We start from the raw sequence: 24,137 nt of genomic DNA on the forward strand, positions 1-24,137 counted from the left end.
TCCACCAAAATAGTAGAATACACCCCGCTCTTGCGCGATCAGTCGCCGGAAAACAGCCCGACCGCGCAGAACTGGCCGTTTTCGCCTTGGAGGGGGCAAAATTTCACAGCGGTTCGATATCCCCCTGCGCGCGCTGCGCGTGGAAATCGGCCTGCCAGGCTTCGAACGCACCCTCCGCAATCGCGTCGCGCATGCCGGCCATGATCTCCTGAAAATAATGCAGGTTATGCCATGTCAGCAACATGCCGGAGATCATCTCATTCGCGCGGAACACGTGGTGCAAATAAGCGCGAGAGTAATTCGAACAGGCCGGGCAAGTGCACTGCGCGTCCAGCGGGCGCGGATCATCTGCGTGACGGGCATTTTTGATGTTCACCACGCCGTAGCGGGTGAAAACCTGCCCTGTACGCCCGGACCGCGAGGGCAACACGCAGTCCATCATGTCGATCCCGCGGGCAACGGCACCGACGATATCGTCGGGCTTGCCGACGCCCATCAGATAGCGCGGCTTGTCCGATGGCAGAAACTCGGGGGCATAATCGAGACAAGAGAACATGGCCTCCTGCCCTTCGCCGACGGCTAGGCCACCAACTGCATAGCCCTCGAAACCGATAGATTTCAGCGCCTCGGCGCTTTCTTCGCGCAGGTCTTTTTCTAACCCACCTTGCATGATGCCAAAAAGCGCATGCCCCGGACGATCGCCGAACGCATCACGCGACCGTTCGGCCCAACGCATCGACAGGCGCATCGACTCGGCAATGCGATCACGATCAGCTGGCAACGCGGGGCATTCGTCGAAACACATGACAATGTCCGACCCCAGAAGGCGCTGAATCTCCATCGACCGTTCCGGCGTCAATTCGTGCTTTGACCCGTCAATATGGGATTTAAAGGTCACGCCCTTTTCAGTCAGCTTGCGCAAACCGGCCAGCGACATGACCTGAAATCCGCCGGAATCTGTCAGAATGGGCCGATCCCAGTTCATGAATTTGTGCAGTCCACCCAGTCGATCAATACGCTCAGCGGTCGGGCGCAACATCAGGTGATAGGTGTTCCCCAGAAGGATGTCTGCACCTGTCGCCCGAACGCTTTCCGGCATCATCGCCTTGACCGTTGCCGCAGTGCCAACCGGCATAAAGGCAGGCGTTCGAACGTCGCCGCGCGGTGTGCTGATCACACCCGTCCGGGCTTTGCCGTCTGTGGCCTTAAGTTCAAATGAAAAGTGCTGGGTCATGTCATCGCCTCGGGTCACCGAACCGGGCAGGCTTTGCCCGATCCGACCGGTCTTTGCAACCCGTCAGGGTAGCGAGGCAACACGGTCTGTAAACAGCTGCACAACCCCTGCCCCATCCACATCGCGGCAGACCCGAACTGTGGGACGTTCCGGGTCAGGTTGCGTCGCCCCCTTCTGGTCGCCTTCGGTGACAACCCGAAGACCTGTTTCAACCATGTCGAACATGGCACCGTGAGAACAAGCAATCACAGCGGTCGAATCGTGCAGGCCGCAGCCTTCCAGACCACCGACGTCCTTGTAGAACTTCAGGTAAAAGCGTGAGATATCGCGCAGAAAGGATCCCATGTCAGGTGATCGCATTGCCAGGCTTTCGAAATCCGCAGTCTCGTAAAGCGTTTTCAGCGTAACATCCAAACCGACAAGTACGGTATCCGGCGGTGTGGCAAAGACCTCTTCAGCCGCAATAGCATCATGGTAGATGTTGGCCTCGGCATGGTTGGTTATATTGCCCGGGCAGTACACAGCGCCGCCCATGATCACCAAACGCCCAAGATTCCCGGCAAATTCCGGATCCAGACGAATAGCGTTGGCGATGTTGGTCAGGGGGCCCACGGCGCAAACCACCAGCTTTTTCTTATGGGTTCGTGCCATATCGACCAGAAATTCCGCAGCTGGCAGAGCGTGGTTTCTTCCGATCTCGGGTATATCAGTCAGGTCACCGAATCCTTCGGGGCCATGCACATGCTCGGATGGCGAATGCGTATCGGCACCCAAGGCAACCGCAGCCCCTTCCGCGACAGGCAGATCCAGACCCAGCTTATCAAGCAGGAACCGGGCATTGCGGCTGGATTGGTGAACATGCGTGTTTCCGAACACGGTGGTCAGGCCGATCAGCTCGATCTCGGGCGCTGCGGCGGCATAGGCGATTGCCATGGCATCATCGATGCCAGGATCTGTATCGATTATCATTTTCATCCAAGCCCGATATCGCAAACAATCAGGGATGCAAAGCGGTCACAGCACTAATTTTCAATGCCGCGTTTCACTACCTGGGCATTTGCATGACGCTGCTTTCCCCTCATACCAGAGTTGAAATCGAGCGATTCAATCGCCACATGTATACTATAGTACACAACAAAAAGAGGACAGAATGACCGAAGACCAAATCATCGGATTGCTTTCGTCGAACATCATTTACCTGCTGGCAGCAGTGCTGGTAGTTTTTATCATTTTCAAAGGCATCAAGATTGTACCACAGTCCGAAAAATATGTGGTTGAACGGTTTGGGCGCCTGCATTCCGTACTTGGCCCCGGCATCAACTTTATCGTTCCGCTGCTGGACGTTGCGCGCCACAAGATCTCGATCCTGGAACGCCAGCTGCCAAACGCGACGCAGGACGCAATCACCAAGGACAACGTTTTGGTGCAGATCGATACATCGGTCTTCTACCGTATTCTCGAACCTGAAAAGACGGTTTACCGGATTCGCGATGTAGATGGCGCGATTGCCACCACTGTCGCCGGGATCGTTCGCGCCGAGATTGGTAAGATGGATCTGGATGAGGTTCAGTCGAACCGGTCCCAACTGATCACGCGTATTCAGGAAAGCGTTGAAACAGCTGTCGATGACTGGGGCATCGAAGTCACCCGCGCCGAGATTCTGGACGTAAATCTGGATCAGGCCACCCGTGACGCCATGCTTCAACAGCTGAACGCCGAACGCGCCCGTCGTGCGCAGGTGACAGAAGCCGAGGGCAAGAAGCGCGCAGTCGAGCTGCATGCCGACGCCGAGCTTTATGCGGCGGAACAAACCGCCAAGGCGCGGCGCATTCAGGCCGAAGCCGAAGCTTATGCCACAGGTGTGGTCGCCAAGGCCATTCAGGATAACGGCATAGAAGCGGCCCAGTATCAGGTTGCCTTGAAGCAGGTTGAAGCCCTGAATGCGCTTGGAAACGGTACTGGCAAGCAAACTATTGTTGTGCCTGCCAACGCACTGGAAGCCTTTGGTGATGCATTCAAAATGCTAAAAGGAGGAAAATGATGGCAGACCCATTCTGGTTGACCTGGTGGATCTGGCTCGCCGCCGCATTGGCGCTGGGTATCCTTGAGATTGTCCTGCCAGGGTTCATTTTTCTGGGCTTTGCAATCGGAGCCGCAGTCACGGGCCTTATCCTTGCCGTATCCGGAATGGCTCTGTCTTTGAACGTGTTGGCGCTGATCTTTGCAGTGATGTCACTGATTGCGTGGCTTGTTTTGCGGAAACTGTTTGCGTTGCCGAACGGTCAGGTCAAAACTTTCAACCACGACATCAACGACTAAATTGCCGCGGCGCCCCAATCGGCGCCGCCGCCCTACTGGACCCTGTTGCTCCTATTCCCTATATAATCGCTCAGGCAACTGACCCGAGGCAAAGATGACTCACCCGAGCGAACAGTTTGAAGGCACACCGCTGATTGCGCCGTCAACCATTGAGCACCCCCTGTACGAGCCCGTGGTCGAGGCGTGTCGCACGGTCTACGATCCGGAAATCCCGGTGAACATCTATGACCTCGGCCTGATCTACACGATCGACATTTCCTCGGACAACGCCGTGAAGGTGATCATGACGCTGACAGCCCCCGGATGCCCGGTTGCCGGCGACATGCCCGGATGGATCATGGAAGCGATCGAGCCTGTTGCAGGCGTCAAAGAGGTTGACGTGGAACTGACCTGGGAGCCGCCCTGGGGTATGGAGATGATGTCAGACGAAGCACGTCTGGAACTGGGATTTATGTAGGCACCTGCCACAGTTTCCCGGGTACTTGTCACAAAACATTGGCGTTTTTGTTACCTGCTCGTGCTGTCCCTGTCACAATGTTGCAGGAAAAGACCTGTGGACGGCACCAATCAGTGTCGCCTCGGGCCAGACATGATTTGACCGCCCCCCCGAGTTCCGGCCCCGAAACACGGACCGTTCTTGCCCGAGAACGGTCCTTTTCTTACCCAGATAACCGAACGTCGGGTAATCAGTTCAAATTGCAGGTCTTTTTGATTTTCGCAGATCTGGCGTCAAGTTGATTGATGTAGTCCCCCGACAGCATTTGCAGCCGTTTGTGTTCCGTTCCTGTGACCAGCCCCAAAAGTGCCCCGGCAGGAGTAATGGCAGCAACACTTTCCAACTGTTGGTCCTGCGCGTGCTTTTTCTCGGCCGCGATGGCGCGCAAATCGCCCTCGGCGGTCGCGCAGTTTACTGGATGCCTCTCTCCATCATTGGTGGCCGCCGCATCATCCGGAACAAACAGAAGAACTGCAATGGTAAGCACCGCGCGCATCAAGATCGAATTAACAATCGCCTGTAACTCATTCACAATATTATCCTTTCTGATAGTATTTCAAAGCAAACCGAGTTAACGGCTGACCAACTTGAACCCATTCAGTTCCACGGTCTCACAGTTGGATATCTTCAGCGAACCCATTCTGAATGCCGGGTTGTTTCATCCGGATAAAACTCTTTATAACACACCGTCTTGAGCCTTGACCTCCTGAGCCCTAAATTAAACGCAACGCGCGACAACGGAGACTTACATGTTCGGCATTCCCGGCAAGCAGGCTGTGACCATGACGCCTAAAGCCGCAGAACAAATCATCCGCCTGATGAACTCGGGTGGCCACGCTGGCTTGCGCATTGGCGTCAAGAAAGGCGGCTGTGCAGGCATGGAATATACCATGGAATATGTCGATCAGGCTGATCCGCATGATGAAGTTGTCGAACAGGATGGAGCACGCGTCATGATCGCGCCAATGGCGCAGATGTTCCTGTTCGGGACTGAAATCGATTACGAGGTGTCGTTGCTGGAATCAGGTTTCAAGTTCAGGAACCCGAATGTTGTCGACGCCTGCGGTTGCGGTGAATCCATCAAATTCGATGAAAGCATCACGCAGCAATCCTAGTTTGCGCCGGATAATCCCGTGACACGGGCCCGCCCGAACGCCGTGTTGTCGATCAAAGCGCGTGAACCCACCCGATCCGTGGAATTGTAAGATCGCGTCGACAATGCTATCCGCATCCTAAATCATCGAATGATCAGGGAGATACGGGTATGCGGCGCAGGCTTGCGGCAGGAAACTGGAAAATGAACGGAACCGGTGCTGCGCTGAGCGAGCTTGAAGCACTGTGCAAGTCTCACCCAGACGCTTCGGTCGATATACTCATCTGCCCTCCGGCAACATTGCTCAGCCGTGCCGCAGACACCGTACGCGGGTCAGCAGTCACCGTTGGTGGGCAGGATTGTCACGCGGCAAGCGCGGGCGCGCATACAGGCGATATCAGCGCCGAGATGCTGCTGGACGCGGGCGCGACGTCAGTCATCCTGGGTCATTCCGAACGTCGCGTAGACCATGAAGAGCATGACGAGGATATACGCGCCAAGGCCCGTGCAGCGATGGACGCGGGGTTAAAAGCGATCATTTGCGTAGGCGAAAGTCTGGAGCAACGCGAGGCGGCCAACACGCTCGACATAATCGGCGGTCAGATGTCGGGGTCGATCCCGGATCAGGCAACCGGCGAGAACCTGATCATTGCTTATGAGCCGATCTGGGCCATCGGCACCGGCAAGGTTCCGACGCTTGATGAGATTGGGGAAGTTCACGACTTCATCCGCGCCCGGCTAGAGCGCCGCTTTGGCGAAGGTGTGGGTCGCTCTGTCCGACTTCTGTATGGCGGTTCAGTCAAACCCTCCAACGCGGCGGAGATCTTTGCGGTTTCAAATGTCGATGGTGCGCTTGTGGGCGGCGCCAGCCTGAAGGCCAGGGATTTCACGGGCATTATTCAGGCACTGGAGAGCGCCTAGGATTCGCCTTTACTCGGCAATATCTTCGGCCCAAAGCTCTGGCTTTTCTTCGATGAACCGCTGCATCAGCGCGATACAATCGGGATCGTTGGCTATCACCACCTCGACGCCGCGGTCGCGCAGAAAGTCTTCGTTGCCACCAAAGTTTTGGGTATCGCCGATCACCACACGCGGGATACCAAACTGAACGATAGTGCCCGAGCACATCATGCAAGGTGACAATGACGTGTAAAGAACCGTATCCCGGTAGGTTTTCTGACGTCCCGCTTTGCGCAAGGCATCCATTTCGCCATGTGCGATCGGATCCCCGCCCTGTACACGTTGATTGCGCCCTTGTGAAACAATATCGCCACCCCGCGTCAGAACTGACCCGATCGGGCATCCACCTTCATCAAACCCGGCTTTGGCCTCGTCATAAGCCACGCGTAGCAAGCGCTTGTCGGTCTCGGTCAACATTCCGGTCTCCATTTCCCGTGTTTCCCAAACCCTGCCCAAGCGCAAAGACTTGGTCAATGACGGCCTCACGACAACTTCATCACGATAAGACCTGACACGATCAGAAGGGCCGCGAGAATCCGCGCAGGGTATAGGGCTTCACCCAGAAACAGGATACCGACACAGAACGCCCCCACTGCACCAATACCCGTCCAGATGGTATAAGCTGTGCCCAACGGCAGGTCCCGCATCGCCAGCGCCAGAAGACCGAAAGACCCGATCATCGAAAGCACCATCAAGGCCGTAGGCCACAATCGGGTGAAACCAGCCGATTGCTTCATCGCTACGGCCCAGACGATTTCCAACAGGCCAGCAAATAGAAGGAATACCCAGGGCATAAGACAACCTCGTATTCGTTCGGGTCGTCCCGAAAGATGTCCCATTATGGGGAGGTCGTCCTCTGAACCCTAGTTAAGCACTTGATGCCGGGGTTCAAGATACGAAAAAGCCGGGCAGTCGAAACCGCCCGGCTACGTGCATCGTCAAACCACCTAATTGGTTATGATTTCCGGGCCCATGAAGGTGTTGGGCAGGAATGTCGAGATCCACGGAATATACGTCACCATAATCAGGAAGACGAAGAGAACAGCGAGGAACGGCAGCGCTGCCCTAACAACGCTCATCATCGGCATACCTGCAACGCCCGAGGTTACGAACAGGTTTAGACCAACCGGAGGCGTAATCATTCCGATTTCCATGTTCACCACCATAATGATGCCCAGATGGATCGGATCAATGCCCAACTCGATGGCAATCGGGAACACCAGCGGTGCGACGATCACCAACAGGCCCGACGGCTCCATAAACTGACCACCGATCAGCAGGATCACGTTCACAACGATCAGGAACGCCACCGGCCCTAGCCCTGCGGTCAGCATCGCCTCGGCGATATGCTGCGGCACCTGTTCGTCCGTCAGAACATGCTTAAGGATCAGCGCGTTGGCGATCACGAACAACAGCGTCACCGTCAGCTTGCCCGCCTCGAACAGTGTATGCTTGGTATCGGGGTGAAAGAACGCCGTGACCAACGCGTAAGGCTTTTTCAGCAGCGGCAGGTTCTGTGCGTCCCCTTCCGTACTCAGCGGACCCATGTCCTTGTAGACGAAACTGGCGATGAAAAAGGCATAGACGGCAGCAACCGCGGCAGCCTCGGTCGGGGTAAAGATACCCCCATAAATACCACCCAGAATGATAACGATCAGGAACAGGCCCCAACCGGCCTCGCGGGCCGAGGTAAAGACCTCACCCCACCCCTTCCATTCACCCTTGGGCAGGTTCTTGACCTTTGCCATGACATAGATGGTGATCATCAGCATGAAGCCAGCCATCAGACCGGGAATAACGCCAGCCAGAAACATGCGCCCAACTGAAACTTCGACGGCGGCGGCATACACAACCATCACGATGGACGGTGGGATCAGGATGCCCAGCGTACCCGCGTTACAGATCACACCGGCGGCAAACTCCTTGGAATACCCAACCTGGCGCATACCTGCGATGACGATCGACCCGATAGCTACAACCGTGGCCGGGGACGATCCTGACAACGCGGCAAACAGCATACAAGCAAACACACCCGCAATCGCCAGACCGCCGGGCAGATGCCCCACGCAAGCAATCGAGAAACGGATGATCCGGCGCGCCACACCGCCCGTCGTCATGAAGGACGAGGCAAGAATGAAAAACGGGATCGCCAACAGGGTGAAATGCCCCTCGAACGCCTCGAACAGCGTGCCTGCGACTGAAGCTAGCGAACTGTCGGAATAGATCAGCAGGAACAGGGTCGAGCTGAGGCCAAGTGCAACCGCAATCGGAACGCCGATCAGCAGCAGGCCGATGACCATCGAGAAAAGAAGGATAACGTCCATCAGTCATGCACCCCTTGTTGTGCGCGGACTTCCTCAATCTCGTCCTCGACTTCGTGGCTGGCGACAAGGCGATCGGTCTCACCACGCCAAATTTGAACGGCGACCTGCGTAAACCGGATCACGAGCAGCAGCATGGATACCGGCAGAACCAGGTAAGGTACGACCTTGGGCAGTTTTTCATACCCCTCGCCATAGTTGATCAGGTCTTCCAGAAAGCGCAGCGGCGCGACCATGGGGATGTCGTCTACCTCGTAGAAACTCTGGCTGCGTGCGCCGAAATCAAACCCGGTAGGGAACCAGCGGCCCGATGTTGGCGGCAGATCTGCAAAGACGGCCCAATAATCATATGCCCCTTTGAGCATCAGCAGAGAAAACACCAGACAGCATCCAACCGAGACCAGCGCCATTAGGCGCCTCGGTGCTGGCGCCAGCATGTTCAGGATTGCATCCACGCCCAGATGAGCATGTTTCTTGACTGCGTAAGACGCGCCCAGGAGCACCAGCCAGCCAAACGTGAACACTGTCAACTCAAGTGCCCATAGGATATTGGAATTAAAGACAAACCGCGCAATCACGTTGGCAAATGTAACGACCGTCATAAGGCCCAAAAGCAACGCGATCAGGGTTTCTTCGATATGGTCGATCAGCCCGCCCTGGCCGGAGTTCGCACCAGACATCTTTCAGTCCCCGCATTTTATTGAAGAGAGAGTTGAGAATGGGGCGGGCCATTTCAGCCCGCCCGGCCTGCGCGTCGAATACTCCCCAGTCCCCGGACGCGCGGTCTTTGACCGGATCAGAACCCGGCGTTGATGGCCTGTGCCGCGTCGATCTTGTCCTGACCCACGTCACCGGCGAATTTGTCCCAAACCGGTTTCATCGCGTCGACCCAGGCCTGACGCTGTTCAGGGGTCAGTTCACGGATGACGCCGCCTGCATCGATGATCGACGCTTTGGCCGCTTCGTTCACAGCAAAGGCTTCTTTGTTCCGGGTCTCGGTAACTTCGGCCAGAATAGTCAGGAACTGATCCCGCACCGCCGGATCAAGACTGTCCAGCCAATCCACCGATGTCACGACCAGATAGTCGATGATGCCGTGGTTGGTTTCGGTGATACCGTCCTGCACCTCAAAGAACTTCTTGCCGTAGATGTTCGACCAAGTGTTCTCCTGCCCGTCCACAACGCCCTGTTGCAACGCGCCATACACTTCCGAGAATGCCATTTTCTGCGGGCTACCACCGATGGCTTCCATCTGTGCCACCAGCACATCTGACGACTGCACGCGGAACTTCAGACCGTTTGCATCCGACGGATCAACCAAAGCCTTGTTGGCCGACATCTGCTTCATGCCATTGTGCCAGAACGCCAGACCTTGCAGGCCCCGGCGCTGCATGCTGTCTTTCATCGCCTGCCCCTCGGCCGAGGCCTGGAACGCGTCTACAGCGTCGACATTCTTGAACATGAACGGCAGGTCAAACAGGCGGAACTGTTTGGTGAACTTCTCGAATTTCGACAGCGAGGGCGCGGCCAGTTGCACGTCGCCCTGCAACATCGCTTCGAGAACTTTGTCATCGTTGTAGAGAGTCGAGTTCGGGTAGACCTCAACACACATCGTGCCGTTCATTTCATCGTTGACCCGCTGCTCTAACAGCGATGCCGCGATGCCTTTGGGGTGTTTGTCGGTGTTCGTCACATGTGCGAACTTAACGACGATTTCGCCTTCATCGCATGCAGCCATACCAGCCGTTGCGGTTACCGTCAGAGCAAGCGCAGTTGCTGCCGTTGTCAGAAGCTTCATCTGATATCCTCCCAGAGTTCCTTGAAACTTGCAGTCGACGCCGGGTAAGCGCCGTATGGCGTGCAGTGAAGCGACTCAGGGTAAAGCACACAACTTTTGACTGCGATTGCGGAACGTGTCTGATTACCTGTTTAATACCAAAGTGTTACGTCGTTACTGGTTCAGGTTCTGCGCTTCACAGTCCCGAGCCGTGCGAAAACTCGCACATCCTCAGAGCGGCTTGTGCGGATTTCCGCACAATTTCCGAATCACTTCTTCGAATCAGATGCGCCAATCCGGTTCCTGCTTATCTGCGGTAATCCTCGGGACGAATCTGATAGCGCGCCAGCTTGTCGTAAAAGGTCTTGCGCGGCAGCTTCAGCGCCTTGGCTGCATCTGATGCTTTTCCATTGTGGCGTCCCAAAGCTGCAATCAACAAAGATCGTTCAACCCGCGCCATCTGTTCGCTCAACCCCAGATCCGTAGCCTGCGTAACCTCCTCGGGCATTCCAAGAACAAACCGCATTGCTGCTGACATCAGCGAACGGGCGTTGCCCGGCCAGTCGCTGGCCATCAAGGCCGCCAGATGTTCGGACGAAATCTCGGGAATTGCGATGCCAGCCTGTTCGGCCGCTTGCGCCACATAGTGGCGAAAAATCACCGGAATGTCGTCGGGGCGTTCCGCCAATGAAGGAACACGCACCCGCATCACATCCAAACGATAAAACAGATCAGCGTTGAACCGCCCTTCCGAACTTAACGCGGATAGGTCGGCGGTTGTTCCTGCGATAATACGCCCCCCCGGACCGCGCTCGATGATCTCCAACGCCGCAAACTGCGTGGCTTGGGGCATGGCAGACACTTCGTCCAGAAACAGGGAACCACCCACGGCATCGCCACAGCTTTGGGCAAGGTCATCGGGGCTTAGACTTGAAGCCGGACGTTTGACAAAAGGCCCCTGACCAGCGGGCGACATCAGGTGGACCACTTCGGCTACTTTGGATATGCCGCTGCCCGGCGGGCCGGTAACAAGAACTTCGGCCCCTGTCGGTGCGACGGTCCGCACGCGATCCCGCAGCGCCTCAGCTTGCGGAGACAGGCCAAACAGCAAACGTGCGGCCGGGTCCCCCCTTTCAAGTTCGGATTTCAGGGCGCGCTGTTCCAACACTTGGGTGCGGGCTGCGAATGCGCGTTCAAGAACATCCATCAGGTCAGACGCAGCGCAGGGTTTTTCGAGAAAATCGAACGCTCCTTTTCCCATGGCTTCTACGGCCATTGGGATATCACCTTCTCCGGTCAAAAGGATCACCGGAAGCTCGGGGTCGATGTCCCGAGCATACGCCAACAAGTGGAAGCCATCCCGCCCGGGCATTCGAATGTCCGAAATAATCACACCGGGGAAATCCCGCCGAATATGATCCTTGGCCGCCACAAAAGAACCGGCTGTTGTCGGTGCGTAATCTGCAAGTTCAATGGTTTGCGCCAATGCCTCGCGAACAGCTGCGTCATCATCGACCAACAGAACCCTGCGCATCATGCTGCCTCTTCTTTTCCATAGGGCTCCAACTCGACGGTAAACACTGCGCCATCAGCCGTGTTTGCCCCGCGGATTTCACCCCCAAAGCTTTGAACAAGACCATATGATATAGAAAGACCAAGCCCCAAACCTTCAGATGATCCTACGCTTTTGGTCGAATAAAACGGCTCGAACACCCGGTCAGGGTCTTCAATCCCCGGACCGGTATCCCGCACAGAAACGCGCAACCGGTCTTCTTCGTGCATCACAATCGAAATGTGCCGTTTGGGTCGCCCCAGCATCGCATCCGCCGCGTTGTTGATCAGGTTAACAAAGACCTGCACCAAACGGACTTCCCCCCCCCAAACATAAACCGCAGACTGTCCCGGTTCCCATTCCAGCGTCACATCATCGTCACGCAATCGGGTTTCGGTCAATTCGACGGCAGTTTTCAGAACCTGCACCAGATCGACCCGGCCCATCGGTTCGCTTTCGTTGCGGGCAAACGCGCGCAGGTTCTTGATGATGCGGGCCATGCGGGCGGCCATTTCCGAAATACGTCCAAGGTTTTCGCTGGCCCTGTCGCCTTTGCCGCGTTCAAGAAAGGCCGTACCATTGTCGGCGAATTGCTGGATCGCCATCAACGGTTGGTTAAGTTCGTGGCTAATCCCCGCCGACATCTGCCCCAACGCGCTGAGCTTACCTGCCTGCACCAGCTCGGCCTGCGCTTTCTTCAGTGCGGCTTCGGCCTCCTGACGTTCTGCAACTTCGCGGCGCAATGCGGTGTTTGCTTGGGTCAAAGCACGGGTACGCTGCGCCACCCGGCTTTCCAGAACCGTGTTGGCATTCGCCAGCGTCCGTCGCCGTTCCATCGCAAGATACAGCATCGCGCCAAACGCCAGACAGATCGCTGCGACCGCCGCCGCCTGCAACCCGGCAAGTCGCCGGGCCGGGGCCACGTCCACCAAAACCTCGGCGGTCATATCGATCACAGGCAGTTCAAGCGTTAGGTGCAACGCGTCGCGTGGCAAATACCGCCCCCAGTTCAACCGCCACAATTCATGCTGGCCGACCCGCGTCGCTGCAAAATCCACCGACGCACCTTCTGGCGGTGTCAGCCCGGACTGGCCAGCCTCGCGGCTCCAGAACAGCAAGTCTGATCGGTTTGAGATGAAGACGACACCGTCAGAATCAACAAAGAACACGGCTTCGGTACTGCCCCGCCAGGTTTGTTCAATGTCCTGGACGTCGGCAACCACCATCACTGCACCTTCGACTTGCCCAGACGGAGCAAAAGTCGGAGCGGCATAGGAATATATCCGTTCGCCACTCTCTGGAACCACCTCATGGGCGGTGCCCACCGCACCCTGCATGGCGCGCCTGAACGCTGGATGTGCGGACATATCTCGCTGTGCCACTGGCTGTGCGGTGACCAGAACCCGACCGCTGCGATCCAGATACATCATGTTGACGGCCGCTGTCTTGTCGGCGACGTCCAGCAACATCGCTTGCGCGTCATGTATTTGTGTCGGTGTATCCAACGCGTGCAAGGCGGGATGTGTCGCCATCAGAACCGCCAGTTCCTGATAGACCTGCATCTGGGTACTGAGCCGATCCGCCGCCAGTTCAAGGTCAGCTTCGGCCTTGTCACTTAGCTGAGACAGCGCCTGACGATAACCATAAGACCAAACAAAACTCGATAGCAGCCCGACAGCGGACAAAAAACCGACAATGATCCAAACTCTCTGCATAGACAGGGTCTTGCATTCAACGCGGCTCGTGGCAAGTGTGCGTCGCATGAAGTCATTCTCGCAATCCCCGACAGATCCGGGTTTCGTTCAGAACCCCTACCCTTTCTATGATCATGCCCGCACTGCTGGTGATCTGTTCTATTGGCGCGACTACAATATGGTTGCTGCAACGTCCTGTCAGGCGGTGCGGACACTTCTTCGCGACCGCCGGTTTGGGCGGGAAGTTCCGCCTGAATGCGCGACACAGGGCCCTGCCCATCTGGCCCCCTGGCTGGCTATCGAAGCCCACTCGCTGCTTGAAGCTGAACCCCCGCGACATACCCGCCTGAGAGCGCTTGTCATGCGCGCTTTCACGTCGCGGGAAATTTCTGCATTGCAGCCTTCCATTGAATTGCTATGCCACAGTCTTATCGAGACGTTTCCGAATACACCTTTCGACCTGTTGAGTGCCTATTGCACGCAGGTCCCGCTGAGAACCATCTGCCGACTGCTGGGCGTTCCCGAAGACATGGCACCCAACCTGTTGCAGTGGTCGCATGACATGGTCGCCATGTATCAGGCCAACCGGACGCAGGCGACCGAGGATAAGGCCGCCAAGTCCTCTCAGGAGTTCACGGATTTCCTGTTGGGATACATTAAACAACGACGCAACGATCCGCGTGACGATTTGATCACCCGGCTTATCAGCGCCGAGAAGGAAGGCGAAAAGCTGTCCATCGACGAACTGGTCGCAACATGCATCTTGCTGTTGAATGCAGGTCACGAAGCAACGGTGCATTCGCTGGCGAACGGTGTGAAAACCCTGTTGCAAACACATACCAGCCCCGACGTTCTAGGCCCGGACCAGATCGACGCAACGATTGAAGAAATCCTGCGCTATGACCCGCCCCTACACATGTTCACACGCTATGCGTATGAAGACGTTGATATGTTTGGGCATTCGTTCAGACGCGGTGATCAGATCGCACTTTTGCTTGGCGCTGCAAACCGCGACCCTGCGGTCTGGGATGAACCCGACAGGTTTGATCCGACGCGCTCGATTGAGGTCAACACAAGTTTTGGCGGAGGCATCCACTTCTGCGTCGGCGCCCCTTTGGCAAGGTTGGAAATGCGCATAGCCCTGCCCATTCTGTTCAACAGCTGCCCGAACCTGCGGCTCGCTACAGAGCCAACCTATTCAGACAGCTATCACTTCCATGGTTTGGAACGGTTAATGGTTCAGGTCTGACCTGTATAAGGCGCGGCTCGATCCGGCGTTGGAAGCACCTGCCTTTTACGCCCCTTCAACCAATGCGTTGAGGGGAAGCATGGTTGTGGACTTGATTTCTTCCATCGACAAAAGCGCGGTTACGTTGTGCACCCGCACCTCCGATATCAGCGACTGGTAGAATTGGTCATAGGCGCGCGCGTTCTTGACCCGAACCTTGAGGATATAATCAATGTCTCCGGCCAGCCGGTGCGCCTCTTGCACTTCGGGATGATCGCGCAATGCTTTAAGGAACTTTCGCTGCCACTCGGCCTCGTGCTCCGATGTGCGGATCAAAACAAAGAAAGTCGCTTCAAACCCGAGCGCTTCGGCATCCAGCAAAACCGTTTGCTGACCTATTATTCCTGCACTCTTGAGCTTGCGTATACGATTCCAGACAGGCGTCTTTGAACTGCCGACCCGAGCCGCTATTTCATCCAGTGACTGCCCTGCATCGCGTTGCAGCTCGGCCAGAATTTTCCGATCCGTATCATCTATCCGCACCGACATTCCAATTTCCCTTCCACATCGAAGCTTTCGTTCCATATTTTCGCATAAATGGAACGTTTATCCTTATTTTAGCGCCCATATGGCGCTTTGGTGGGAATATTTCCTATATTGAGGGTCAAGTCAAACCACACCCGAGATGATCCGATGCAGGACGTTCGCACAACAGGCCCCAAAGGACATGTCGACTTTGTCGGCGCAGGTCCGGGCGACCCCGAGTTGCTGACGCTCAAGGCGCTGACCGCGTTTGAGCGGGCTGATGTTGTGCTGCATGACCGCCTTATCAGTGAACCCGTTCTGGACATAGCCGGTCAAAGCGCCGCCTTGGTTGATGTCGGCAAAGCCGGGTTCGGCCCATCCTGGAAGCAAAGTGATATCGACGCGCTTTTGGTCGAATATGCCTTGAATGGTAACCGCGTGGTCCGCCTGAAGTCCGGCGATCCTACTGTCTTTGGCCGTCTGGATGAAGAGATTGAGGCCGTCGAGGCGGCGGGTATTTCGTGGCAGATCGTTCCTGGGATCACAGCGGCCTCTGCCGCGGTGGCAGGCATCGGCCAAAGTCTGACTCAACGCGGCCGGAATTCCTCGGTTCGGTTCCTGACCGGGCACGACATGAATGGTTTTGCGGATCATGACTGGAATGCCCTGGCACGGGCCGGTTCGGTTGCTGCGATCTATATGGGCAAGAAATCTGTCCGCTTTATCCAGGGTCGCCTGATCATGCATGGCGCCGATCGCGCCACCCCTGTCACACTGGTCGAAAACGCTTCGCGTCCGAACCAGCAGATACTGGCCACCACACTGGATCAACTGCCCGCCGATCTGGCCGCCGCCGAAATGGATGGACCGGCCCTGACATTCTATGGCCTTGCCCCGCGCGAAGCGGCGCAGGCCGTAACCGAATTCAACAAGGAGCTTGCCTGATGGCCCGCGCTTTTACCCCCAAAGTCGTCACCGCAAATGACTTGCTGGTAGGTGACGTCATTTACCAGACCGAAGATGACAGTTGGACGCGTGAACTGTCGCAGGCGGAACTGATCACTGACGAAGCACATGCACAGGTGCGTCTGCTGGATGCGGCGCGTCAGGCAAGTAAAGTCGTGGGCGCCTATCTGGCTGATGCCGTTGCTGGCAAAAACGGCCCAGAACCCACCCATTTTCGGGAAGATTTCCGCCGGACTGGTCCGTCCAACTATGCCCACGGCAAACAGGAAACTTCCCAGCAGCCCCGGGCCTGACCTCTGGCCATCTCTCTCCCCTTTCAAGGCCCCTAGGTTCGGGGCTGCAAACAAGGACAGCTAGACATGTATCGCTACTCCGAGTTCGACACAGCATTTTTGGCAGAACGTAACGCGCAGTTCCGTGCCCAGGTCGAGCGTCGCATTGACGGCTCGTTGACCGAAGACGAATTCAAGCCGCTGCGCCTGATGAATGGGCTGTATCTGCAACTGCATGCCTACATGCTGCGTGTCGCCATTCCCTACGGCACGCTGAACAGTGCGCAGATGCGTCAACTGGCGCTGCTGGCCGAGAAGTGGGACAAAGGCTATGGCCATTTCACCACGCGTCAGAACATCCAGTACAACTGGCCAAAGCTGAACGACGTACCGGATATGCTGGACGCGCTGGCCGAGGTTGGCATGCACGCCATCCAGACCTCGGGCAACACCATCCGCAACGTGACCGCCGACCATTTCGCCGGTGCCGCAGCGGACGAGGTCGCAGATCCGCGCCCCTATGCCGAACTGCTACGCCAGTGGTCGACCGACCACCCCGAATTCCAGTTCATGCCGCGCAAGTTCAAGATCGCCATCACCGGTTCAGAAAATGACCGTGCCGTGATCAAAGCGCATGACATCGGCCTGCAACTGGTCGAACGTGACGGCGTTCTGGGCGCTCGCGTCATTGTTGGTGGTGGCCTTGGCCGTACGCCCATGATCGGCAAGGAATTGTCCGAGTTCGTCGCCTTTGACGACCTGCTGGCCTATCTGGAGGCCACAGTTTCCGTATGGAACCAGATTGGTCGCCGCGACAACAAGTACAAGGCACGTATCAAGATCACCGTGCACGAGCATGGCATCGACGCTATCCGCGCCAAGGTCAACGAACGCTTCCTGAAGGTCCGCCCGCAGTTCAAAGGCGCGGATATGAACCTGCTGGAAGAGATCAAGGGCCACTTTGCACCACCTGCCTACCGTGAAGGCTCGGTCGCGTCGTTTGAAAGCACCTATACCAACGATCCGGTCTTCCGGTCGTGGGTCGACACCAACATCGCGCCGCACAAGAACGCGGACCATGCGATCGTCACGATCTCGATCAAGAAGCATGGAGCAACACCGGGCGATGCAACTGCCGAGCAAATGCGCGTTATGGCCGATCTGGCCGAAGAATTCGCCTATGACGAGCTGCGCATCAGCCACGAGCAGAACGTGATCCTACCGCATGTCCACAAATCGGACCTGCCCGCGATCCACGCCAAGCTGAAGGAATACGAACTGGCCACCGCCAACATCGGTCTGATCAGCGACATCATCGCCTGCCCGGGTATGGATTATTGCGCGCTGGCGACGGCGCGTTCGATCCCGGTTGCTCAGGAAATTGCAACACGGTTCGAGGACCTGAAGCTTGAGCATGACATCGGCCACCTGAAGATCAAAATCTCAGGCTGCATCAACGCCTGCGGTCATCACCATGTTGGCCACATCGGCATTCTGGGTTTGGACCGCGCAGGTGTCGAAAACTACCAGATCACTTTGGGTGGCGATGCGACCGAAACTGCGGCAATTGGTGATCGCACCGGTCCGGGCTTTGCCTATGACGAAATCGTTCCTGCCGTAGAGCGCATTGTCGACACCTATCTGAACCAGCGTGCAAGCGCAGAGGAGACATTCCTGGAAACATATCGCCGGGTGGGCATGGCGCCATTCAAAAACGCCCTCTACCCCGAGGCCCGCGCAAATGCCGCTTGACCTGATCCAGACGGAACTGGGCCGGGACAGACGCGAACTGACTGAACGTGTCGAAGGCTTGAATGCCCAGTTCCGGCACCACAGCGCTCATGATGTCATGCATGGAGCGATTGACGAGATCGACGAGCTTGCCTTGGTCTCGAGCTTTGGCGCGGAATCCGTCGTGCTGTTGCATATGGCGGCGGTGGTGAACAAGGCAACGCCCGTTCTTTTCGTGGACACGCAGATGCTGTTCACCGAAACGCTGGAGTACCAGCAAGAGGTGAGCGAGCGTCTGGGGCTTACCAACATTCGCATCATCCGGGCCGAGGATGCAGAAGTTGAGCGCGAAGACCCATACGGCGCGTTGCGCCTGCGCGACACGGACGCGTGCTGCAACCTGCGCAAGACGTTCCCACTGCAAAAAGCACTGGTGGGGTTCGATGGCTGGATAACCGGACGCAAGCGGTTTCAGGCAGGCACGCGCGCCGCGCTGGAATTCTTCGAGGTCGAGGACGGAACAGGCCGGATCAAGGTCAACCCGCTGGCGCATTGGGCACCCGAGGATGTGCTGGCCTATATGGAAGAAAACAACCTGCCCCGGCACCCGCTGGTGGCCAAAGGATACCCTTCGATCGGCTGTGCGCCCTGCACCTCGCCGGTCAAAGAGGGCGAAGACCCCCGCGCCGGACGGTGGCGCGACCAGAACAAGGAAGAATGCGGCATCCATTTTGTCGATGGCAAGATGATGCGCGTCGGAGAGAAAACATGAACGTAATCGTAACGGATGAGGGCTTTTCGCCCGATGACTGGACCGACGGCTTTGTCACTCTGGATGACGCCGCCAATGACGTGGTCGCGCTGGACGTCAGTTCCGAGACTGACCCAGACGAACTGTATGACCGGTTGGGCGGCACCAGGCTGGTTCGGGTGGACTTCCCGTCTTTCGCAGATGGTCGCGGCTTTACCATCGCCCGCACATTGCGCTTGAAGGGCTACAAAGGCCGGTTACGCGCCAAAGGGCATGTGCTTGCCGATCAATACGCCATGGCGCGCCGCAGCGGCTTTGACGAGGTCGAGATCGACGGAGAACTGGCAGACCGCCAACCCGAAGATCAATGGCTAGCCCGCGCGAACTGGAAAGAGAATAACTATCAGGCTCGCCTGCGCGGCTGAACCCCGCACTCGCCAGCTTGTGACGCAAAGGGGGCAATCTGTCCCCTTTTCCTGACTTGGATCAAAGATTAAACGGAGATGTCGGTTTAGCAGACCGGCAGGTAAACGATGACAGAGATGAAGCCCGTGAGCGAAGCAACCGCCGTAAAAGTCCCCGTCCTGCCGGACGCGCAAACTGTAACCGATGTCAAACACTGGACCGACAGCCTGTTTTCTTTCAAGGTGTCGCGCCCGGCCTCGCTGCGTTTCCGCTCGGGCGAGTTTGTGATGATTGGTCTTCTGGGCGACAACGGCAAGCCGTTGCTGCGCGCCTATTCCATCGCCTCGCCCTCGTGGGATGAAAAGCTGGAGTTTTATTCGATCAAGGTTCAGAACGGCCCGCTGACCTCGAAATTGCAACATATCAAACCGGGTGACCAGATCATCCTGCGTCCAAAACCGGTTGGCACCTTGGTGCATGACGCCCTGCTGCCCGGCAAACGCCTGTGGTTCTTTGCGACCGGCACCGGCTTTGCGCCCTTTGCCTCGCTGCTGCGTGAACCGCAGACCTATGAGGACTATGACGAGGTCATCATCACCCACACTTGTCGCGAAGTGGCAGAGTTGGAATATGGCCGTCAACTGATCGACAGCATCCGTCAGGACGAACTGTTGGCCGAACTGATCGGTGAAGGATTTGCCGACAAGATCCGCTATTACCCGACTACCACACGGGAAGAGAGCCCCAAGATGGGCCGCATCACGACCTTGCTTCAGGACGGCACCGTGTTTTCCGACCTGGGTATTGACGGCGGCATCAAGCCTGAAACCGATCGTGCAATGGTCTGCGGCTCGCTGGCTTTCAACTTGGATATCAAGGAAATCCTAGAAGGGTTTGGATTGCGCGAAGGTGCCAACTCGGAACCCAAGGAGTTTGTTATCGAAAAAGCCTTTGTCGGTTAAAGTGGGCTTGCGTTCAGGACTTGGCCGCCCTGAACGCGAAAAACACCGGCAGAAAACAAGTTTTTTCGCATTACCCTGTATTTATGCCGCTTGAAGTGCGGCCCTGCCCGGTTTAAATTCCGGGCTCGAAATTCTGCAATCATCAAAGGAATGAACCCATAGCTCGCAGACCTCACAACGCGCCGCCACAAAGAGACACCGGCCCGCGCGTCAATGATAAGATCCGTGCCCCCGAAATTCGCCTGATTGGCGCCGAAGGTGAAAACGTCGGGGTGGTTCATCCCGCCAAAGCCATGCAGATGGCCGCAGATGCAGGTCTTGATCTGGTCGAAATCTCGCCTAACGCAAACCCGCCGGTCTGCAAGATCATGGATTTCGGCAAATTCAAATACGAAACGCAAAAACGCGAAGCCGAAGCCCGCAAGAAGCAAAAGATCATCGAGGTAAAAGAGGTCAAGTTCCGGCCAAACACCGACACGCATGACTATGACGTCAAAATGAAGAACGTCTTTAAGTTTCTGGAAAAGGGCGACAAGGTCAAAGTCACCTTGCGCTTTCGTGGCCGTGAAATGGCACACCAAAATCTGGGTCGCGAATTGCTGGAACGTGTGGCTGAAGACATCAAAGAGGTCGGCAAGATAGAAAACATGCCGAAGATGGAAGGCCGTCAGATGGTCATGATGATCGGCCCGCTTCCGCATAAGTAATCGAAAACCAGTTGAAAGACTAAGGGCTCTCGCTGATTTAGCGAGAGCCTTTTTTGTTCTCACGGTGCTAGATAGCAACAGCCAATGCGCGACCAAGTTTTTGTACTAGCTCCTCAATCTGGGCCTCCTCGATGATAAAGGGCGGCGCCAGCAGGACATGATCGCCATTCCGGCCATCCCGCGTGCCAGCCATGGGATAGCAAATCAACCCTTCGGCCAGCGCTGCCTTTTTCACCTTTCCTGCGATGCCACGTGATGGATCAAAGGGTGCCTTGGTGTCACGGTCAGCGACCAGTTCAACACCACGGAACAACCCGCGCCCACGGATATCTCCCACGTTCGGGTGCTGTCCGAATGCAGCCTCGAGGGCGGATTGCAGCTTGTTGCCCATGACCCCGGCACGCGCCGGTAATTCCCGTTCGGTCAACTCACGGACTACCGCCAATGCGGCGGCTGTGGCGACCGGATGACCGACATAGGTGTGCCCATGCTGGAAAAACCCTGATCCGTCGCGGATCGCGTCATAGATTTTGCCGGTGCACAGCATAGCTCCGATTGGTTGATATCCGGCCCCCAACCCCTTGGCAATACATAGAATATCTGGCGCGATGCCGTCATTATCGCAGGCAAACATGTGACCGGTTCGGCCCATACCGCACATCACCTCATCCAAAGTCAGCAACACACCATAGTGGTCGCAGATCTCGCGAATACGCTTGAAGTACCCTTCAACCGCCGGGACCGCGCCAAGGGTGGCCCCAACCACTGGTTCGGCCATAAATGCCATGACCGTATCGGGACCCAGCCGCAGGATTTCAGATTCCAGCTCATTCGCCACACGCTGGCCATAGTCAAAGCTGCTCTCGTCTTCCGGTTTTTCGGCATACTCGTAGCAGGCTGAGATATGGGTCATCTCGATCAGCATCGGGGCGAATTGCGCCCGTCTCCATACGTTACCCCCAGCGGACAAAGCCCCTAAAGTGTTGCCATGATAGCTTTGCTTTCGCGCGATAACGTGACGGCGTTCAGGTTGTCCGATTTCTAGAAAGTATTGGCGCGCCAGTTTGATTGCCGCTTCGGTCGCCTCGGACCCGCCCGAAACAAAATACACCCGGTCCAGATCCCCCGGCGCGTGCCGGATCAACAATTCAGCCAAAGCCTCGGCCGGTTCCGATGTCATGAAGCCGGTATGTGCATAAGCGATCTGTTCTACCTGTTGCTGTACCGCTTGGATCACGGCCTGATTCGAATGGCCCAAACAAGACACCGCCGCATCACCGCAATCCAGGTAACGCTTGCCCTCTGCATCAATTAGATAACAGCCATCGCCACCAACCGCGACAGGGAGGTCCGATTTCGTGTGACGTGGGAAAACATGACTCATTTCTGTGCCCTTCCAAGCAATTCGACTAATGCTGCGACCGAAGCCGCGTTATCTGTCCACGGTCTGCCATCGGCCCCCGTCAGACTGTTTTCAAAACCAACCCGCACGTCACCACCGCGTCGTGCAGCCTCGGCCAGACAGGCATGTTCTTGCGCTCCAAAGGCGCACACCATCCAACGAGCCGGGCTTTTTGGAAAAGCCTCGAGATCGGCTGGCATAGATTGCTGGCCATCGCTGTATCGCCCCAGAACAAGCAAACGGTCTGTCTGATCCGCCTGTACGATGCCCTGAGCGCGCCAATGGTCCAGTAGTCGTGCATCGTCAGCATCATACAGTATATGTTGAACCCGCGTGCCCTGATCCGCGCATTGTGCATAGACCCTGGGCGCAAGGTTCAGGTCGCGCGCGATTTCACGCACCGAGATTGAGGCCCATTCAGGTCGCACCTTTTGCAAACAGTCCAGTTGCGATGCTACGTCGAACTGCCCGGCTGCTTCGGTCGTGATCTGTAGCTCCATTCCTGGAACCTCGCGCTGCAATCCCGCAAGCGTTTCCCGGTACAATCCGGCGTCCAGTGAATGCAGTCCGTCTGCATCTCGAATATGCAGATGCAACCCGTCCGCACCCGCAGCATGACAATCCCGTGCTGACGTGACGATCTGATCAATCCTGAGCGGTAAGGCGGGATGATCCAACGCGCTCCGCCGGGCGCCGTTTGGCGCAACCAGAATGTAGGGCCTGTCCAAGCTGTCAGTTGTTTTTGATGTCATAGCACCACCCAAGTCTTTGCCCTCAGTTAGAGTCGCTGGATGACGTTTTCAATTTACACTAAAGAAAACATATGTTTCTTTTCTGCATGACACCCACCCTTGCAGCCTTGACCAGCCAAATTCGGCGCGAGATCGATGAGATGCCTGCGCAGATGCAAGTCGCGGCGAAGTATATCATCGACCATCCCGGTGATTTCGGCCTGAACCCGGTCCGGGTGACCGCTGACCGGATCGGCATCAGCACCAGTGTTCTTGTTCGACTGGCGCAGCGTATGGGTTTCGACAGTTTTGACGCCTTCCGCCACCCATTTCGCCTTGCCCTCACAACAGACAGCGAAGACAGGATAGGTCATGGGTGGCTAACCACATCACCCGGACAAGACCCTTTCCACGGCGCACAGGCCAGATTCGCGCGCAATGAGATGAATGTTGTGTCCCGCTCTCTGCGTCTGATGGAGCCGAATTTGGCCAAGCGTGCCGTTGAATACATGGTGTCTGCACGTCACTGTTATGTGACCGCCACAAGGTCCAGTCATGCGCTGGCCTATTATTTTCACTACGCGGGGCGCATGGCCCATCCCGGATTACAGCTGATACCTCGGCACATGGGCTCGGCCATCGATGACCTGGTCGAGGCCACGTCCGAGGATTGTTTGTTTGCCATCACGGTCCATCCCTACTCCGCAGATACGATCCAGTCGATGCGCTTTGCCCGCGACAGGGCCATAAAGATTGTACTGCTGTCGGATAGCGAGGTGATTGCCCCCGGCGTCAACCCGGATGTGGTTCTGCCCGTCAGCACCCGCACATTACATCCGTTTTCAAGCTTTTCCGGCGCGATGGCGGTTCTGGAATGCCTGCTCGGTCATCTCTTTGATGCAGGGGGCGAAGCTGCACGGGATAGGGTCGAACAGTTTCAAAAAGCGCGGGAGGACACCGGCGCGTATTGGCGGCCCGGCGTTTTGCCAAGGATGAGAAAACCCTAGAATA

Annotated in this window: 26 protein-coding genes and 1 pseudogene; 14 read left to right on the forward strand and 13 right to left on the reverse strand. The window is 56.7% G+C overall.

All coding sequences use genetic code 11. The features are described from left to right. Positions 1–103: 103 nt before the first annotated feature. Entirely contained in the window at positions 104–1,234 is a 1,131-nt protein-coding gene (gene tgt / locus ACR0AP_RS03615) for a tRNA guanosine(34) transglycosylase Tgt (RefSeq protein ID WP_480505335.1), read from the reverse strand. A gap of 63 nt (positions 1,235–1,297) precedes the next feature. Further along, the gene (locus tag ACR0AP_RS03620) at positions 1,298–2,209 is read right to left on the reverse strand and encodes a nucleoside hydrolase (RefSeq protein ID WP_480505337.1); all 912 of its coding nucleotides are present in this window, start codon (positions 2,207–2,209) and stop codon (positions 1,298–1,300) included. A gap of 175 nt (positions 2,210–2,384) precedes the next feature. Here ACR0AP_RS03620 and ACR0AP_RS03625 point away from each other — a divergent pair, with 175 nt between their 5' ends. From ACR0AP_RS03625 to ACR0AP_RS03635, 3 genes are all read left to right on the forward strand, one after another. After that, positions 2,385–3,275 carry an SPFH domain-containing protein gene (locus ACR0AP_RS03625; protein ID WP_480505338.1) on the forward strand — a complete coding sequence of 297 codons (891 nt, stop codon included), beginning with the start codon at positions 2,385–2,387 and terminating at the stop codon, positions 3,273–3,275. Beyond that, positions 3,275–3,553 (forward strand): NfeD family protein, encoded by a 279-nt coding sequence (locus tag ACR0AP_RS03630; protein WP_480505339.1) that lies wholly within the window; start codon positions 3,275–3,277, stop codon positions 3,551–3,553. Before ACR0AP_RS03625 ends, ACR0AP_RS03630 begins: the two co-directional genes overlap by 1 nt. Before the next feature lie 94 nt (positions 3,554–3,647). Continuing rightward, on the forward strand, positions 3,648–4,010 hold the full coding sequence (locus ACR0AP_RS03635) for an SUF system Fe-S cluster assembly protein (protein ID WP_267364500.1): 363 nt from the start codon (positions 3,648–3,650) through the stop codon (positions 4,008–4,010). 229 nt (positions 4,011–4,239) lie between these two features. Here ACR0AP_RS03635 and ACR0AP_RS03640 read toward each other — a convergent pair whose 3' ends face one another. After that, entirely contained in the window at positions 4,240–4,581 is a 342-nt protein-coding gene (locus tag ACR0AP_RS03640; RefSeq protein WP_480505341.1) for a hypothetical protein, read from the reverse strand. Between the two features lie 217 nt (positions 4,582–4,798). On the opposite strand from ACR0AP_RS03640, the gene ACR0AP_RS03645 reads away from it, so the two are divergent. Both ACR0AP_RS03645 and tpiA read left to right on the forward strand, forming a co-directional pair. Continuing rightward, a complete protein-coding gene (locus ACR0AP_RS03645; RefSeq protein WP_480505343.1) occupies positions 4,799–5,164 on the forward strand; it encodes a HesB/IscA family protein in 366 nt (121 codons plus the stop codon). Positions 5,165–5,313: 149 nt separating this feature from the next. Continuing rightward, positions 5,314–6,063 (forward strand): triose-phosphate isomerase, encoded by a 750-nt coding sequence (tpiA, locus tag ACR0AP_RS03650; RefSeq protein WP_480505344.1) that lies wholly within the window; start codon positions 5,314–5,316, stop codon positions 6,061–6,063. 9 nt (positions 6,064–6,072) lie between these two features. Here the strand turns inward: tpiA and ACR0AP_RS03655 are convergent, their stop codons facing one another. The 7 genes from ACR0AP_RS03655 to ACR0AP_RS03685 form a co-directional block, all read right to left on the reverse strand. Beyond that, a complete protein-coding gene (locus tag ACR0AP_RS03655) occupies positions 6,073–6,519 on the reverse strand; it encodes a nucleoside deaminase (RefSeq protein ID WP_480505346.1) in 447 nt (148 codons plus the stop codon). Positions 6,520–6,584: 65 nt separating this feature from the next. Next, the gene (locus ACR0AP_RS03660; protein WP_480505348.1) at positions 6,585–6,896 is read right to left on the reverse strand and encodes a DMT family transporter; all 312 of its coding nucleotides are present in this window, start codon (positions 6,894–6,896) and stop codon (positions 6,585–6,587) included. 153 nt (positions 6,897–7,049) lie between these two features. Next, positions 7,050–8,426: a TRAP transporter large permease gene (locus ACR0AP_RS03665; protein ID WP_480505350.1), complete on the reverse strand. Its 1,377-nt coding sequence runs from the start codon at positions 8,424–8,426 to the stop codon at positions 7,050–7,052. Next, entirely contained in the window at positions 8,426–9,103 is a 678-nt protein-coding gene (locus ACR0AP_RS03670; protein ID WP_209504065.1) for a TRAP transporter small permease, read from the reverse strand. Before ACR0AP_RS03670 ends, ACR0AP_RS03665 begins: the two co-directional genes overlap by 1 nt. Before the next feature lie 116 nt (positions 9,104–9,219). Beyond that, positions 9,220–10,221 (reverse strand): DctP family TRAP transporter solute-binding subunit, encoded by a 1,002-nt coding sequence (locus tag ACR0AP_RS03675; protein ID WP_209504066.1) that lies wholly within the window; start codon positions 10,219–10,221, stop codon positions 9,220–9,222. A 286-nt stretch (positions 10,222–10,507) separates the two neighbouring features. Continuing rightward, positions 10,508–11,737, reverse strand: a complete 1,230-nt coding sequence (locus tag ACR0AP_RS03680) for a sigma-54-dependent transcriptional regulator (RefSeq protein WP_480505351.1) — start codon at positions 11,735–11,737, stop codon at positions 10,508–10,510. After that, entirely contained in the window at positions 11,734–13,515 is a 1,782-nt protein-coding gene (locus ACR0AP_RS03685; protein ID WP_480505352.1) for a sensor histidine kinase, read from the reverse strand. The genes ACR0AP_RS03680 and ACR0AP_RS03685 overlap by 4 nt, the downstream gene beginning before the upstream one ends. On the opposite strand from ACR0AP_RS03685, the gene ACR0AP_RS03690 reads away from it, so the two are divergent. Continuing rightward, positions 13,514–14,695 (forward strand): cytochrome P450, encoded by a 1,182-nt coding sequence (locus ACR0AP_RS03690; protein ID WP_480505354.1) that lies wholly within the window; start codon positions 13,514–13,516, stop codon positions 14,693–14,695. The two genes, ACR0AP_RS03685 and ACR0AP_RS03690, sit on opposite strands and share 2 nt — an antisense overlap. A 45-nt stretch (positions 14,696–14,740) precedes the next feature. On the opposite strand, the gene ACR0AP_RS03695 is transcribed toward ACR0AP_RS03690, so the two are convergent. Continuing rightward, positions 14,741–15,223: an Lrp/AsnC family transcriptional regulator gene (locus ACR0AP_RS03695; protein WP_480472511.1), complete on the reverse strand. Its 483-nt coding sequence runs from the start codon at positions 15,221–15,223 to the stop codon at positions 14,741–14,743. A gap of 174 nt (positions 15,224–15,397) precedes the next feature. On the opposite strand from ACR0AP_RS03695, the pseudogene cobA reads away from it, so the two are divergent. The 7 genes and pseudogenes from cobA to infC form a co-directional block, all read left to right on the forward strand. Then, positions 15,398–16,144, forward strand: a pseudogene (cobA, locus tag ACR0AP_RS03700) (uroporphyrinogen-III C-methyltransferase); the annotation flags it as partial. Continuing rightward, positions 16,144–16,458 carry a DUF2849 domain-containing protein gene (locus ACR0AP_RS03705; RefSeq protein ID WP_480505356.1) on the forward strand — a complete coding sequence of 105 codons (315 nt, stop codon included), beginning with the start codon at positions 16,144–16,146 and terminating at the stop codon, positions 16,456–16,458. The pseudogene cobA and the gene ACR0AP_RS03705, both read left to right, overlap by 1 nt. Before the next feature lie 66 nt (positions 16,459–16,524). Then, positions 16,525–18,189, forward strand: coding sequence for a nitrite/sulfite reductase (locus ACR0AP_RS03710; RefSeq protein WP_480505358.1), 1,665 nt, complete (start codon positions 16,525–16,527; stop codon positions 18,187–18,189). Further along, positions 18,179–18,940: a phosphoadenylyl-sulfate reductase gene (locus tag ACR0AP_RS03715; RefSeq protein ID WP_480505360.1), complete on the forward strand. Its 762-nt coding sequence runs from the start codon at positions 18,179–18,181 to the stop codon at positions 18,938–18,940. Before ACR0AP_RS03710 ends, ACR0AP_RS03715 begins: the two co-directional genes overlap by 11 nt. Continuing rightward, positions 18,937–19,344 carry a DUF934 domain-containing protein gene (locus ACR0AP_RS03720; protein ID WP_480472503.1) on the forward strand — a complete coding sequence of 136 codons (408 nt, stop codon included), beginning with the start codon at positions 18,937–18,939 and terminating at the stop codon, positions 19,342–19,344. Before ACR0AP_RS03715 ends, ACR0AP_RS03720 begins: the two co-directional genes overlap by 4 nt. 108 nt (positions 19,345–19,452) lie before the next feature. Beyond that, a complete protein-coding gene (locus ACR0AP_RS03725) occupies positions 19,453–20,286 on the forward strand; it encodes a ferredoxin--NADP reductase (RefSeq protein WP_480505362.1) in 834 nt (277 codons plus the stop codon). Between the two features lie 245 nt (positions 20,287–20,531). Beyond that, positions 20,532–20,993, forward strand: coding sequence for a translation initiation factor IF-3 (gene infC, locus ACR0AP_RS03730; protein WP_480505816.1), 462 nt, complete (start codon positions 20,532–20,534; stop codon positions 20,991–20,993). Between the two features lie 67 nt (positions 20,994–21,060). Here infC and ACR0AP_RS03735 read toward each other — a convergent pair whose 3' ends face one another. Beyond that, complete coding sequence (locus tag ACR0AP_RS03735) at positions 21,061–22,377, reverse strand: aspartate aminotransferase family protein (protein ID WP_480505364.1); 1,317 nt, start codon at positions 22,375–22,377, stop codon at positions 21,061–21,063. Next, complete coding sequence (locus tag ACR0AP_RS03740; RefSeq protein WP_480505366.1) at positions 22,374–23,147, reverse strand: beta-keto acid cleavage family enzyme; 774 nt, start codon at positions 23,145–23,147, stop codon at positions 22,374–22,376. The genes ACR0AP_RS03735 and ACR0AP_RS03740 overlap by 4 nt, the downstream gene beginning before the upstream one ends. A gap of 86 nt (positions 23,148–23,233) precedes the next feature. On the opposite strand from ACR0AP_RS03740, the gene ACR0AP_RS03745 reads away from it, so the two are divergent. Next, positions 23,234–24,133, forward strand: coding sequence for a MurR/RpiR family transcriptional regulator (locus ACR0AP_RS03745; RefSeq protein WP_480505367.1), 900 nt, complete (start codon positions 23,234–23,236; stop codon positions 24,131–24,133). Positions 24,134–24,137 lie beyond the last annotated feature (4 nt).

It is taken from the genome of Ruegeria sp. AF7 (genome assembly GCF_056541885.1).